Below are 14,770 nucleotides of genomic sequence, written 5' to 3' on the forward strand. Positions count from 1 at the left end.
ACCGGCCTTTTTAATTGAAACAATGATTAACTAACTTCTTTGAATAAAGATTCGTCTATTATTGTATTGTCGATAATAGTTTGAGCTAATTGTATGCACTTTCCACATTGCGAACCAACGTTTAGTCTTTTCTTAAGCTCACGAATATTGCCTACACCACTTTCTGTGACAGCCTGCTGAATTGCTTTATCTGTGATACCGTGACACAAACAAACGTACATAACTAATCCTACTAATAATTATGCAAACAAGAATAATTGTTATTTGTATAAAGATCAACTTATTAATTGTAGTTTTATTATTCGATTAAGATCTTTGTCAGATGTAGATTGTAAGACTTAGCTATGTTTTGAAGTATAGTTAAAGGCGTAGAACTCTAATTTAATTATATTTTCTCACTAGACCTTGCTTTTTGAGCAACCGCACTCATATGGCTAACAGAAGAACCTGTATTAAAATGAATTGCATGGTTAAAATTGATTTTGTAATTCTTAACTTAAAGTAAATGGAGAATAGAAATGAGTGTATTAGTTAGTCGCCCAGCACCAGATTTTACAGCTGCAGCCGTCCTAGGTAGTGGTGAAATTGTTGATAGCTTTACCTTAAGTGAAGCGATTAAAGGCAAAAAGGCAGTAGTTTTCTTTTATCCACTAGATTTCACATTTGTTTGCCCTTCAGAGTTAATCGCGTTCGATAAGCGTTATGAAGAGTTTGCTAAACGCGGTGTGGAAGTTATTGGTGTATCAATCGACTCTCAATTCAGTCATAACGCTTGGCGTAATACTGCTATCAATGATGGTGGCATTGGTCCTGTAAAATACACATTAGTAGCAGATGTAAAGCATGAAATTTGTCAAGCATATGATGTTGAGCATCCAGATGCTGGTGTTGCGTTCCGTGGTTCATTTTTAATTGATGAAGCGGGACTAGTTCGTCACCAAGTCGTAAACGATCTTCCTTTAGGTCGTAACATTGATGAGATGTTACGTATGGTTGACGCTTTGAACTTCCATGAAGAGCATGGTGAAGTATGCCCAGCTGGTTGGCAAGAAGGTTCAAAAGGTATGGTTGACAGTCCTGAAGGTGTTGCAAGCTACCTAACTGAGAATGCTGATAGCTTATAATTCGATCACTTTTATAAAAAAAACGCTTCTTTTGAAGCGTTTTTTATATTCTGCTTTAGAAAACCAACAATGTAACAAAGCTGCATTAATTATGAGCTTCTAAGCCACCTAAGCTTTGCCAACGATTTACTATATAGCAAAATAACTCTGCTGTTTTTTCAGTGTCATATAAAGCTGAGTGGGCCTCATTTTGATCAAAGCTTATGCCTGCGGCCATACAAGCTTTAACTAATACTGTTTGCCCTAGCGCCAGCCCTGCTAAAGTGGTAGTGTCAAAAGAAACAAAGGGATGGAAAGGACTACGTTTTATGTTACTCCTTGCAATTGCTGCATTAACAAAACTCAAATCAAATGCTGCGTTATGGGCCACCATGACAGAGCGTTGACAGTCAGAATCCTTTTGTTCTTTACGGATTTTTTTACATAAATCTTTCAAAGCGTCCGCCTCGATTACTGCCCCCCTTAAAGCACAATAAGGGTCGATTCCATTGAAATCTAGTGCAGCTTTTTCTAGGTTGGCACCTTTAAAGGGTTCTATGTGATAGTGAAATGTTTTGTCTGGATAAAAAAATCCATTTTCATCCATCCTAGTAGTCACAGCTGCAATTTCTAATAATGCGTCAGTTTGCGAGTTAAAACCCGCAGTTTCAACATCCACAACAACGGGAAAGTACCCTCTAAAACGATTCTTTAATTCAAAAATTTGTGACATGGAAACTCAGTGACTATTTATATGTGGTAATTATGGCAAGGTTCTTTTTCAGTAGCTAGCCTAAATGGCTTCTTAGAGGTAAGCTAATGCTAAATATATTGTGATAATTGTCGATACAACTAAACAGAAGCGAGGATATCATTTCATGCCTAACCAAATATTACGATCTGTTTTTTGTCTTTCACTTATCTCATTATCATTAAATGGACATGGTGCGTTACGCCAATATGCTGCAAAGGTTGAAAATTCTGAGTGGCAACTTAAAGATGAAAATCGACTACAGTGTACCTTGAGTCATAATATTCCTGGCTATGGTGAAGCCATGTTTTATAGTCACGCTTCTAAACAGCTAAATATGGAATTTGAACTTGATATGTTAAGGCTGCCTAAATCTTATGGAGTAGCGGCTGTTTATTCAGTTCCTCCTCAATGGATGCCTGGTCAGATTCAACGAGCGATAGCGGACATGAGCATAAGAAAGCAGTATGACGGTGATTTACCCGAGCAAGCAGCATGGACTATGTTATCAGAATTAGAGAAAGGGTTTTGGCCAACTATATATTATCAAGATTGGTACAATCAGTATGATCGAGTGGCCGTTGGATTAAATGCGAGCAATTTTATTGGGCCCTATGAAAAGTTTGCTGAGTGTGTTTCGAATTTGCTTCCTTATAGCTTTCAGGATATCGCTTATACAGTTTTAACATACCAGTTTAATAACACTCGGTTAACTAAATATTCAGAAAAGCGCCTCGCTATGATTGGAGACTATTTAAAGGAGGATACAGACTTAGAATTGGTATTAATGGACAGCTATACTGATAGTTATGGTGGACGGGCGATTAATAAAAAATTGTCAATCCAAAGAGCTGTTGAATTAAAAGAGTTTTTTAGTTCAATGGGAGTCTCGCCCGAAAGAATAGATGTTACAGGTCATGGAGAGAGGCGTCATATTTCTACAAACATTAATGAGACTGGTAGAGCCAAAAACCGTCGTGTCGTAATTAGAATGTCAAAACCATAATTGATTATACGTAGTAGCTCAGACCTGATCTGACAGTTACCCATTATTCATATGGTGTTGTCAGTTTAGATATGAGCTGAATTATTTTGTACTCAAGCAGTTTTCTATTAAGTAATGTCTCCAACGCTGTTACCTTAGTATCTATTGGAGATAATACCTTATTCGCAACTTTTTATTTTAGCGCTTCTAATTGTTTCAATTAGTTTTCTAAATTGTGACGCAACACAACCTGTGCTCACCTGTAAAACGTCTTTCTGATGTAACTCCTAATTGGTGCAGTGTTCCCCGTAAGTGGGAAGTTTAATGGTCGGCTTATCAGTAAGTTGGCCTGTCGCATCAATGACATAGTTCTGTTGATTGGGCTCGAGAGTTACTGATATACGCATCAATTGCACAACTTTGTAGTTATTTCTGATAACGATAGAAAGTATCATGGGATACACTTTTTACATTTTAGTATTTTTATTTTTTTCTATGCACTTCGACTAAATTAATTGAATCAGATTTATGCTCAATGACCAGGTTGTTAGTCTGGAATACAAAAGCTATCTTGTTGTTTTGATTAAAGGTTAACACCTTCATAAAAAGGGTATCCACTCTTTTTAATATTTCAGGTTAGGTCGAGGTTAGAACACTTCATTTCTGTCGTTAGATATCAGGGTATCAATTATGATTTCACGTTAGAGTCATTTGGGGAGGGCGAGATATTTCTCTTTACGCTTTGTTGGCTTGTACTTTAATTGGTAAGAATTCTATGGTGTAGAAGGTTTAAATGGAAAGTTAACCTTCTACACCATAATTGTTAGTACTAAACCACAAACACGTTTAGGTTAGTATGTAGCTCTGTAACATGTTTGGCGATAGTTGTGTTTGCATTTGAAGCTGATTTTGCACCTCGAGCAGTTACATCTGCAAGATCGCTAATCTTTACGATATTTTTATTTACTTCTTCTGCAACAGCTGACTGCTCTTCAGCAGCTGCGGCTATTTGTAAATTTAAGTCAGATATCTGACTAACTGAATCAGAGGCTTCTTCAAATGTTTGACTAGTTTTAGTACTTTTTTCTAAACAAATTGCCGCGCTATCAGTTCCTTTACTCATGCTTGTAACTGCGTTATTTGCTTCTGTTTTAAGCCGTAATAATAAGTCTTGGATATCGACAGTAGAGGTTTGAGTGCGCTGTGCTAGGGTTCTTACCTCGTCTGCAACAACCGCAAAGCCTCTGCCTGTTTCACCCGCCCGAGCAGCCTCGATTGCAGCATTCAAAGCTAACAAATTAGTTTGTGCAGCTATACCTTGAATTGATTCGAGTACATTACCAATATTATTGGTTTCTTCAACTAAGCTCTCAATTACACTTGATGCTTCACTTACTTCTTCTGAAAGCTGGGTAATTATATTTTGTGTTTCGATGGCGTCTTGCTTACCTTCAATAACTTTATTTTTTACTGTTTGAGTAACTTCTGCAGCGTGGGTTGCGCTGCGAGAAACTTCCTGTGTAGAGCTACTCATTTCATTAATTGCCGTAGCAACCATTGCAGTTTCAGCATGTTGTTTTTCAATGCTTGCTGCTGTTTCTTTCATTACACTGAGTGCTACGTCTGAAGCGGTCTCTAATTCATTAGCTTGATTATTCGTGTTTGAAATTAGCTTATTAATTACACCAATAAAAGTATTAAATGCTCGAGCAACCTCACCTGTTTCATCTCTAGCTTTATCATTAAGCTTTACAGTTAAGTCACCATCACCATTCGCTATTTCTTTCAACCTATCAATTAATTCATTTATTGGATTAACGATTGAGCGGCTAATTAAAACTGGGAGTATTATACAAATAATTACAGCTGTAACGAAAGTTGCGATTATCCATTTAACTCCTGCCTTCTCATCTTCCTCCGCTTTTAAGGAGGCTGCCAAAGTAAACTTCTGGATACCATCTAAAAGACTGACTAGATCCTCTTTTAACGTATCCTCTAAGCTTTCAATCTGATGGGCTGTTTTAGATAAATTTACCGGACTGACCTTAGTAGCCGTATCTAGGATGACTGATACTCCATTTGAAAACTCTTTGTATTTCAGTTCTATGCTTTTAAGAGAATTAAGTACACTTGCAAACTTTTCTCTGCCTTCTTCCGAATGTACAACGTCGATCGCGTGCTCTGAAAAGTCTTCTGCTTCTTTTATTTTCCTGCCAATAATGGGTGTAATCTCTAGGACTTCTGTCTGAACATGATTAAAGTCGCTTAAAGCATTAGGCACATCAAGTGAGGTTAAAGATGCATAAAATAGGGCGCGCTCAAACAGGATACTCTGCTCAAGTTGAAGTTCTGTTATTACTGTCACTTTACTAGCGAGAGGAATATCTTCTTCTGCAATGTCTATCAGCTCGTAGCCAATTTTTGCCATTTGCACTATGGCAACTGTCCCCATTATTAGCATCATCGCTATCTGTATTACGCCCAACACGTAAATTTTTTGTCTAATATTAATGCGGGTTAACATCTTGTATTCCTCTCTCAAAGTTATTTGCCGCTAAATTAAAACATTGTCGGTGAACAGCGGCATAACTAATGTCTATGGTAAAATCTCTGTAGCTTTCTTTCGGCTGAACTTTCGAAAACTTAACTTAATAAATATTGAATCAATAGAATGTATTTTTTAATCTAGCGATATTAGAAAAAACTATAGGCATCAAGTTATTAATTACTAAGTTCATAAAAACGAAATGCAACTTAAAACCGTACAATAGGCATTCTACGTTGCACTTCTCGTCTTAAAAATAACGCGTAAAAGACTTACGCTGTTTATTAAAATGGCTTTATTAGCGCTACGCCAAACACATATGCTTCTTTTCCATCAACGAAATCAACTGCAAACGTTGGAGCTACGCCAAAGTCGCCTACGTGAAAGTCATAACTTACAGACGCTCTAACTAAATTTTCTTTATGGCTTGCATGATGATGGTAGTGACCATGACCATCATCTTCTACAAAACTCCCAACTGTTTCTTTACCAAAACCTAAGCCCAACCTTAAATCTTTCCATGGGTGTAAGTAAGCAGATGCAAGCATAATGTCGAGACCCGCACCATGGTGAGCGTCATCGGTTTTTTCATAGACTAAGCCAGCTCCCCACTGTTTCGAAAACTTGTATTCATATTCAATACCATAAGAAAAGTCAGTTTCTCCATCAACATGAGTCGCACCAATAAAAACGCCTGGGAAGTGTTTAGCATCTCCTGCAGCTAAAGCATTGTTTGAAACTGCTACGATAGACGTGGCTAAAAATATAATAGGTATAAATTTCATACGATTTCCTACACTGGTTAATTTATTAAATTTGTAAACATAAAGGTATGTAACCTTGCTGTTCTTGGAGTAAATACTACAACATAATAAACAAGAAAGTTACATAGACTAAAGTTGTAGGGTATTTTAAATGATACGTCAATGGACATGGATTTGTTTTTGATATTGTTGTAATAAAAGTTAAGAATTTTGTTTTTTATAAGAAAATAGCATCATTTTCGAAGAATTTGAGGGTGTTTTTGATGTTGAGTAGTAACGCAGTAATTGTTTTCTTTTAAAATCAACAAACGTGTTCGTGATTTTGTTAAGGTATGTGAAGCAATACTAAGCTATCAGTAAGTATACCCAAAGTGTAAGTTTACCATCAATCTTATTGCTTTGTGGTGTCTGAGGTGGGTATATATCAGTTTCTATTACAGACTCAAAAAAGTTTGAGGTTATTTCAAGCCTGCCTTTATGGAACATTTTTTTATGGTTAGCGCTATAGTCTTAGGCCGATAAATTACTGATAAAGGTAGTCAACCGTAATATCAGTGAAGTCGGTAAATATTCCGTCTATTTTTACATCATTGAACAATACATTTAACATTTCTTCAGCCGTAATGTTAACTGGTAGAGCATCTCTTCTGAAAGTGTAGGGATGTACGGCTAAACCTTCTGAGTGAGCCAAAGCAACTAAATTTGTAGGGGCCTTTGTTTCTAAATTAAGAATTTGAGGAATCCATGGACCAATGCCTTGTGCCACTTCAGCAACTTCTTTTAACCCTTTTGTTGTTTTTAAATAGTTGTAGTTAGTTGCTGATTCTTGCCAATCATTTTCAGCAATAAGTTGAATCAGTTTAACTTTGGCCCCTAGCTCCTTCCTTAATCGTTTAGTTTCATCGAAATCGAAGCATTGCACATAAACAGCTTTGCTTGAGTCGTCTAACTGATACTTTCTCAATATGGACATTGTTAATCGACTAATATCAACACCTTGTTCCTGATGCCAAGCTGGTGATTTTATTTCAGTATAAATACCGGTATTTTTATCAAATTGACGATTAAGTTGCTGGATTAATTCAATTTGCTCTTCAAAAGTAGCTATCTGAAAGTTAGCTACTCCTTGGTAGCGATCTTTAAAAACCAAATCACCTTTTTCATCTCGCCGTTCATGAACTATTAATGTTTTTAATTCTGCCAAAGTAAAATCTAACGCATAGAAACGCCCGTCTTGGCGCTTACGATTAGGAAACTTTTTTTGTACATCAGTCACCGTTTCTAAATGAATGTCGTGCAGAACTATAAGCTTAGCGTCTTTTGTTGCCACTAAATCCTGTTCAATATAATGAGCCCCTTGGGCATAAGCTAAGGTGACTGACTCTAAGGTATGTTCAGGGAGGTAACCAGATGCCCCTCTATGTGCAATAACAATTGGTTCTGCTTGTAAGGTATTAATTGTAAAAACACTCATAATTATTCCTAGTATTACCGATTTTATAACATTCATTTTTCTGCTCTGGCAAAGTTACTTGATACCCCAATAAGGGAGGATTCACTTGTTATATTTAAAAAAATATAAGTGGGTTATTTTATATTAAAGTACATTTAGGTAGGAAATATGACAGAGGTTTTAATTTATGTTAACTGGTTTGAATAGCTTTTAACCTTGAATTAAAGCTGTTACTGAAAGTTAGGAGGGGATCAACAAGATAAATCATTACCAATTGAGTCTTCATTAATGCCATTACTATCACTATCATTGCCCATTTTAACCCTACCTTGCCTATTAACCGTTAGCCCATGGGCGTAAGCAGTATTACCGTCTTTATGGCAAATTTTATACTCAACAATGTTAATTGATGAGCCACTTTCAGTAAATATAATAATATCCCTCGACGCGGTCGCAATATTTGTTTCAGAGCTTGCTTCTATGCTTACTAACAATACTTCATCATTGCCTCTTGTGCTATTTCCATCTTCATCAATAAATACTATTTTCGGATCATTCCAGTCATCACCGCAAGTAGCATAGTCATCTGATGGGCAAACAACTGTTAAAACTTGCTCGTTGATTGCAGTATGTCGGGCATATTGAATAAGTGCACTAGTATCATTTATTTCAGAAACAATTCTATTTTTAATTACAATGCTTTGCATACTGGGCGCTACAAACAATAAAACGATGGCGATAATAGATATCACAATCATCATCTCAATTAGCGTTACACCTTTTTGATGTTTCACGAAAACTACTCCTTTTTTGGGTCTTTTAAATAATAATGCAATTTTTATTTTGTTGGGTATAAAATATTGTCTTAGGGTTAGGATTCATATACACATCTTGGTAATATGATTTGTATTACAGCAGTTGCCTTGATGAAATTTAAATGAACAAGGCCTCCAGAAATAATGTGAACACTCAGCTAGATAATGGCCACAATGAATTAATAATGAGAGAAAAAATGCAAAGTAATACTGTAATTGAAGAAATGCGTGTACTGCCAGAGATTGACGTTGAGTTTGAAATTACAAGGCGAGTTGAATTTATTAAGTCTCAACTTATTGCCAGCTCAATGAAAACTCTAGTTTTGGGTATCAGTGGTGGAATAGACTCTTGTACTCTTGGGCGGCTGGCGCAATTAGCAGTAGATGGCTTGAATGAAACTCAACAACAAGATTACCAATTTATAGCAGTAAGATTACCCTATGATGTGCAAGCTGATGAAGACGATGCACAAGCCTCTATAGATTTTATTAACCCAAGTAAAAGTATAGCTGTTAACGTTCAGCCAGGCGCTGATGCAATAGATAAACAAACTACGCTAGCTGTTAAGTCAGCAGGTATACTCCCAGAAAGTGAAACCAAGAAAGACTTTGTAAAAGGGAATGTGAAAGCACGAACTCGTATGGTGATTCAATATCAAATTGCTGGTTTACTTGATGGTTTAGTTTTGGGGACAGACCACTCAGCTGAGAATATTACAGGCTTTTACACAAAATACGGTGATGGTGCATGTGATTTGGCACCTCTATTTGGTTTAAATAAAAGACAAGTTAGACAAGTCGCAGAACACCTAGGGGCGCCAATACATATAATCGGTAAGGCACCTACAGCTGACTTAGAAACTCTAACCCCTCAAAAAGCCGATGAACAAGCCCTTGGCTTAAGTTATGATCAAATTGATGACTTTTTAGAAGGCAGAATTGTAGATAAGTCAGTATCTAGTAAATTGGTCGATATTTACGTAAAAACACAGCATAAACGTGTGCCAATCCCGACCATTTATGATTGAACCAAGATAGACGAATAACAGGATACAAATATGAAGAAAATAGAAGCAATTATTAAACCTTTTAAAATGGATGATGTTCGTGAAGCATTATCTGAAGTTGGTGTAAATGGTATGACAGTGACTGAAGTTAAAGGGTTTGGACGCCAAAAAGGTCATACAGAGCTTTATCGTGGGGCAGAGTACAATGTTGACTTTTTACCTAAAATTAAAATTGAGTTAGTGGTTGCCGATGACCAAGTTGAACGCTGTATTGAAGTGATCATTGGAACTGCACAGTCAGGTAAGATTGGCGATGGTAAAATATTTGTTTGTGAGGTCGAAAGAGTGATACGCATTCGAACCGGAGAAGAAAACGAAGATGCTGTTTAACGCTTTATGTAATGGTCAATACGCCCCAGCTTTATAGGCGTTTGAAAAGTAATCAAGTGTCCATGAACAGTGTTTTAGGACTATCAATTTATTATCACTTGAATTACCATCAGCGCCCTTATTTAATTGTTTCACGTAGGCTTGTAGCCACGAATTATGGAGTATTAAAATGCAAGAAGAGCAAAGTTCGTATGACCCATTTAATTGGGGATACTTATTCGCAGCTATTGGAATGTTAGCCGCGTTACCTTTAATGCACGCCGTGCTTGGATGGTTCGTTTTTTACCTCTAGTGACATCACGTTCTTTTACTATTTATTTAAATTACGGGAAACTTCGTGCCTTTCGAATATATAAAATCGGTTATTAAAACCGTGCCTAATTACCCTAAACCTGGAGTCATGTTTCGAGATGTGACTTCTATTTTAGAAGACCACAAAGCGTATTCTAAATCTATTGAATTGCTAGTAAAACATTATGCTCCAATGGGGTTTGATAAAGTTGCAGGAACAGAAGCTCGTGGCTTTTTGTTTGGCGCTCCGCTTGCAATTGAACTAGGTATTGGGTTTATACCCGTGCGTAAACCTAAAAAGTTACCAAGAGAGGTCATTAGCGAAAGTTACGAACTGGAGTATGGTAGCGACAGTTTAGAAATACATAAAGATGCTGTTAAACCCGGAGAGAAAGTCTTAATGCTAGACGACTTATTAGCAACCGGTGGAACTATGATAGCAACTGCCAATTTAATACGTCGTTTAGGTGGCATAGTTGAACATGCAGGTTTTGTTATCTCATTGCCAGAATTAGGTGGCGAGCAAAAGTTATTAGATATAGGCGTTAAGAGCTTTTCAATCTGTGAATTTGAAGGTGAGTAAACAAGGTTTATGAGTTATCAAGTTTTAGCGAGAAAATGGCGGCCTAATCGTTTTGGTGAGTTGGTTGGACAAGAGCATGTCGTTACTGCCATTTCTAACGCCCTTGATAATGATAGGCTACACCATGCGTACTTGTTTACAGGTACACGAGGGGTAGGTAAAACCACTATCGCTAGAATTTTTTCTAAAAGTTTAAATTGTGAAGAAGGCTTAGGCTCTAATCCTTGTGGTCAATGTAGTACCTGTAAAGAAATAGAGCAGGGCCACTTTATAGATTTACTGGAGATAGATGCGGCTTCTCGCACTAAGGTCGAAGACACCAGAGAATTACTCGATAATGTTCAATATAAGCCTAGTCGTGGTCGATATAAAGTCTATCTAATAGATGAAGTTCACATGTTGTCTAAGCATAGCTTCAATGCTTTGTTGAAAACACTTGAAGAGCCTCCTCCTCATGTTAAATTTTTACTCGCAACTACCGACCCGCAAAAATTACCCGTTACTATATTGTCTCGTTGTTTACAGTTTAATTTAAAAGCATTATCTCGTGCTCAAATTACACAGCAGTTAGATTTTGTACTGCAACAAGAAAATCTCGCTTTTGAAAAGGAGGGGCTAACTCAATTAGCCAGAGCTGCTCAAGGAAGTATGCGTGATGCATTAAGCCTAGCGGACCAAGCTATCGCACAAGGTAATGGGAATGTTACCTTACAAGTTGTGACAGACATGCTTGGCTTGATGGATAAAAATCAAGTTGTTAAAGTCGTTAATGCCATTGTGCAAAAAGACAGTGCTTCTGTAATGGAGCAAGTTGAGTTGATGGCGCAGCAAGCGCCAGATTTCGGTGCTGTTTTAGCTGAGATTATGAGTTTGTTGCATCAAATAGCCTTAACTCAATTTGTACCCGATGCTTGCAAACTTGAGACAATCGCAGCGAGGGCTATCTACCAATTGGCTCAATCTGCACCAGCTGAACAAGTTCAGTTGCTTTACCAAATAGCGTTAACGGGCAAAAAAGATTTGCCTTATGCTGCAGATCCAAGGACGGGGTTTGAAATGACCTTGTTACGTATGTTAGCGTTTTGTCCTGCGGGCATAAAGTTAAATGCCATAGATATTAGTCAACAAACTGCAAAGCAAAATTCAACGAACATACCAAATGTAACTGAGCAAAGTGCGCTTGCATCATCAATAGCGTCAACTCCCGAGGCTGTCGCATTTTCTGAAGAAGAAAAACCACAGCAAACTGAAAAAGTACATACAGAGTCTAACGTTGAAACAACGCCTACAATTGATGAAACAGAGGTATCTCTTGCGGTTAATAGTCATGAAACATCAGAGAATGAACAAGCTCTGAATGTACAACAGCAAGAAATTCTTAACCAAGCCCAAGGTTATGGTTATGAGCCTATAGACTATGATCAAATGACGCCTGTTGGCTCAGAGGAGCAAGTAGCTCCAGATACGTTAAATAATAGTTTTATTCAAAGCAACGAAAAAGCAAGCAATCCCTCTCCTGTAAAAAGTACTGCTGAGTTAATTGCACTTAGAAATCAACTTAAAGAAAGTAGAAGCCAAGGGGAGGGAAGTGCACAGCAGGTAAAAAAGTCTGAAACTGAAGGCCGCGATTTACAAAATGGATCTGAACTAGGGGGGCTCGATTTTCCGTCACAAGGCTCAGAAACCAATAATAGTGAGAATACCCAGTTAGACGTTAACCCTAATCCTTTCAGCGCTCGTAGAGTTCAACCATCGGCTCAACCCACTTCAATTGAGCCTGTTGCAGAGCCGCAACGCGATGCCATATCTGATGAGACATTCCAGCAGAATGAAATGCCTCCATGGCCTATAGAAGATATCGGTCAAAGTGTAACTACTGAACGTACTGGTCTAAATGCTTTTTCTAAAGACGTAATTACTGAAGCGGATGCTTCGCAAGTATTTGACCCAAATGCTCATTTAGATAGTGAAAATGTTGGTGAAGTAACGGTGACCATTCCAGCATTTTTAGAAGACAATCAAAAAGTCATTCATTCACAGCAAGTGGATGATTGGAGTAGGCTAATCAATGAAATGCAAGTGACCGCGTTAACTAAGCAGCTTGCTTTACACTCTGCCTTTGAACAGCAGGGAAATGTTATTCAATTGACGTTATTAGACAGTAAAGCTCACTTAGACTCCCCCAGTGCTAGGCAGCAACTCACCGATGCGATTTGTTTAGCACTAAATACCAATGTTCAACTTGAAATTGAGCTAGGTAAACCCATTAATACTCCGTATGCATTACAAATGGAAATTAATAAAGTTAGAAAAACCTACGCCAAACAAGTGATTAATAGCGATAGTGGTGTGCAGCTACTACAAGAATTATTTAATGCAGTCGTAGATGAACAAAGTATCGTTGCTAGATAGTAAAAGTTTAACGAAATTTATCCAAGTTAAAGAGAGAATAATATGTTTAAAGGTGGAATGGGCAACATGATGAAGCAGGCTCAGCAAATGCAAGAGCGTATGCAAAAGAGTCAAGAAGAGCTTGCCAATACAGAAGTTACCGGTGAATCTGGCGCAGGGTTAGTAAAAATTACTATGACTTGTAACCATGCCGTTCGCAGAGTAGAAATCGATTCTAGTTTGATGGAAGACGATAAAGAAATGATTGAAGACTTAGTTGCTGCCGCTATTAATGACAGTAACCGTAGAATTCAAGAAACCACCAAAGAAAAAATGGCCGGTGTGACGGGGGGAATGCAGATGCCTCCTGGCATGAAAATGCCTTTCTAACGAATTTGTAATGCAATTTAGTCCATTAATTAAAGAGTTGATCGACGCGTTTAAGGTACTTCCTGGCGTGGGGCCTAAAAGCGCTCAGCGTATGGCGTTTCATTTACTTGAGCGAAATCGTCAAGGTGCGATGAAGCTCAGCAATGTATTGCATGATGCTATGGAACATGTAAAGCATTGTGAGCAATGTCGTACCTTTTGTGAAAATACGCTCTGTGAAATTTGCGCTAACCCCAAGCGTCAAGAAAGTCAGCAAATATGTGTAGTCGAATCTCCACAGGATGTGCTTGCCATAGAGCAAACGCTTGAGTTTAAAGGGCGTTACTTTGTGCTTATGGGCAGGCTTTCACCAATTGATGGAATTGGCCCTGCAGATATCGGATTAGAAGAGTTAGCAAAAATTCTTGAGGAAGAAGATATTCAAGAAGTCATTTTGGCAACCAACCCTACAGTAGAGGGTGAAGCAACGGCTCATTATATTGCTCAAATGTGTAAAACCTTAGGTATTACTGCAAGCAGAATTGCCCATGGTGTACCTGTAGGTGGTGAATTAGAGTTCATTGATGGCAACACTCTTACTCATGCTTTTACAGGCCGCAGAGACATCTAAATCGACTCTATATTAGATAAGTAATAGCTTGTACTCATAAATAATAACCCAATGGCTTTGGTCGGCCATGATAGTAACCCTGTGGAATGGTAAAGCCTATCTTGGCTAATAGTTTTGACTGATATTCTGTTTCAATTTTTTCAATTAAACTTTCCATTTTTAACGATGTGATGAGCTTTTTATACAGTCTAATGTTTTAATATTGCTATTGGCATTGCTTCTACCAAAATTGCCATCCGCTTGTCGTCAAGTCTGTATCCGGAGAATTTGCAGAATGCCTAATTTTCTTTACCTTTGGGAATATAGAACCACTTCTCTTGAATGATTTCCCCTAGTTTAAAAATTTTTTTAAACTGCAATAGACTTTCAATTGCCGCTGATGAACCCCATCAAGTGAAGGCCTATTCCAAAACGCCAACTTAGGATTATTGGTCCAAAGAATGCGATGATAGTCTATGTCGTATATCCAAACTGAAGTGTGTAAATCGTTAAGCTCTATCTTCACGTAGCTTCCTTTTCTATATTTTCATACAGACATTGAAATTTAAGAATACGCCATATTTATTGTTTCACCAGTGTACTAAAGTAAGGCGGTTGTCTAATTAGAGATAAATAATAACATTAGTCCTTGAAAACAAATTAACTGACCTCATTTAATTACTCGTCATTTTAGTAACCACAAATTAGGAGAT

Annotated in this window: 15 protein-coding genes; 9 read left to right on the forward strand and 6 right to left on the reverse strand. The window is 37.6% G+C overall.

The window, feature by feature from the left end; translation table 11 throughout:
* Positions 1–26: 26 nt before the first annotated feature.
* Entirely contained in the window at positions 27–221 is a 195-nt protein-coding gene (locus tag ABJD71_RS10750; RefSeq protein ID WP_348168677.1) for a bacterioferritin-associated ferredoxin, read from the reverse strand.
* A gap of 297 nt (positions 222–518) precedes the next feature.
* Here ABJD71_RS10750 and ABJD71_RS10755 point away from each other — a divergent pair, with 297 nt between their 5' ends.
* Complete coding sequence (locus ABJD71_RS10755; protein ID WP_348168680.1) at positions 519–1,124, forward strand: peroxiredoxin C; 606 nt, start codon at positions 519–521, stop codon at positions 1,122–1,124.
* An 85-nt stretch (positions 1,125–1,209) separates the two neighbouring features.
* Here the strand turns inward: ABJD71_RS10755 and rnt are convergent, their stop codons facing one another.
* Entirely contained in the window at positions 1,210–1,836 is a 627-nt protein-coding gene (gene rnt, locus ABJD71_RS10760) for a ribonuclease T (RefSeq protein WP_348168683.1), read from the reverse strand.
* A gap of 145 nt (positions 1,837–1,981) precedes the next feature.
* Between rnt and ABJD71_RS10765 the strand changes: the two genes are divergently transcribed.
* A complete protein-coding gene (locus ABJD71_RS10765) occupies positions 1,982–2,860 on the forward strand; it encodes an OmpA family protein (protein WP_348168686.1) in 879 nt (292 codons plus the stop codon).
* Between the two features lie 808 nt (positions 2,861–3,668).
* On the opposite strand, the gene ABJD71_RS10770 is transcribed toward ABJD71_RS10765, so the two are convergent.
* The 4 genes from ABJD71_RS10770 to ABJD71_RS10785 form a co-directional block, all read right to left on the reverse strand.
* Positions 3,669–5,363, reverse strand: coding sequence for a methyl-accepting chemotaxis protein (locus ABJD71_RS10770; RefSeq protein ID WP_348168689.1), 1,695 nt, complete (start codon positions 5,361–5,363; stop codon positions 3,669–3,671).
* Between the two features lie 305 nt (positions 5,364–5,668).
* Positions 5,669–6,169, reverse strand: coding sequence for a hypothetical protein (locus tag ABJD71_RS10775; protein WP_348168692.1), 501 nt, complete (start codon positions 6,167–6,169; stop codon positions 5,669–5,671).
* Positions 6,170–6,671: 502 nt separating this feature from the next.
* Positions 6,672–7,658, reverse strand: a complete 987-nt coding sequence (gene glpQ, locus ABJD71_RS10780) for a glycerophosphodiester phosphodiesterase (protein WP_348168695.1) — start codon at positions 7,656–7,658, stop codon at positions 6,672–6,674.
* A 194-nt stretch (positions 7,659–7,852) separates the two neighbouring features.
* The gene (locus tag ABJD71_RS10785) at positions 7,853–8,395 is read right to left on the reverse strand and encodes a GspH/FimT family pseudopilin (RefSeq protein ID WP_348168698.1); all 543 of its coding nucleotides are present in this window, start codon (positions 8,393–8,395) and stop codon (positions 7,853–7,855) included.
* A 218-nt stretch (positions 8,396–8,613) separates the two neighbouring features.
* On the opposite strand from ABJD71_RS10785, the gene nadE reads away from it, so the two are divergent.
* From nadE to recR, 7 genes are all read left to right on the forward strand, one after another.
* Positions 8,614–9,444, forward strand: coding sequence for an ammonia-dependent NAD(+) synthetase (gene nadE / locus ABJD71_RS10790; protein WP_348168701.1), 831 nt, complete (start codon positions 8,614–8,616; stop codon positions 9,442–9,444).
* 30 nt (positions 9,445–9,474) lie between these two features.
* The gene (locus tag ABJD71_RS10795) at positions 9,475–9,813 is read left to right on the forward strand and encodes a P-II family nitrogen regulator (protein ID WP_348168704.1); all 339 of its coding nucleotides are present in this window, start codon (positions 9,475–9,477) and stop codon (positions 9,811–9,813) included.
* A gap of 169 nt (positions 9,814–9,982) precedes the next feature.
* Positions 9,983–10,105, forward strand: a complete 123-nt coding sequence (locus ABJD71_RS10800) for a hypothetical protein (protein WP_348168707.1) — start codon at positions 9,983–9,985, stop codon at positions 10,103–10,105.
* A 45-nt stretch (positions 10,106–10,150) separates the two neighbouring features.
* Positions 10,151–10,687 carry an adenine phosphoribosyltransferase gene (apt, locus tag ABJD71_RS10805; RefSeq protein ID WP_348168710.1) on the forward strand — a complete coding sequence of 179 codons (537 nt, stop codon included), beginning with the start codon at positions 10,151–10,153 and terminating at the stop codon, positions 10,685–10,687.
* Positions 10,688–10,696: 9 nt separating this feature from the next.
* Entirely contained in the window at positions 10,697–13,099 is a 2,403-nt protein-coding gene (gene dnaX, locus ABJD71_RS10810; protein ID WP_348168712.1) for a DNA polymerase III subunit gamma/tau, read from the forward strand.
* Between the two features lie 42 nt (positions 13,100–13,141).
* Positions 13,142–13,468 (forward strand): YbaB/EbfC family nucleoid-associated protein, encoded by a 327-nt coding sequence (locus ABJD71_RS10815; protein ID WP_348168715.1) that lies wholly within the window; start codon positions 13,142–13,144, stop codon positions 13,466–13,468.
* Between the two features lie 10 nt (positions 13,469–13,478).
* Positions 13,479–14,078, forward strand: a complete 600-nt coding sequence (gene recR, locus ABJD71_RS10820; protein WP_348168718.1) for a recombination mediator RecR — start codon at positions 13,479–13,481, stop codon at positions 14,076–14,078.
* Positions 14,079–14,770 lie beyond the last annotated feature (692 nt).

The organism is Paraglaciecola sp., assembly GCF_039943935.1.
GTDB lineage: Bacteria > Pseudomonadota > Gammaproteobacteria > Enterobacterales > Alteromonadaceae > Paraglaciecola.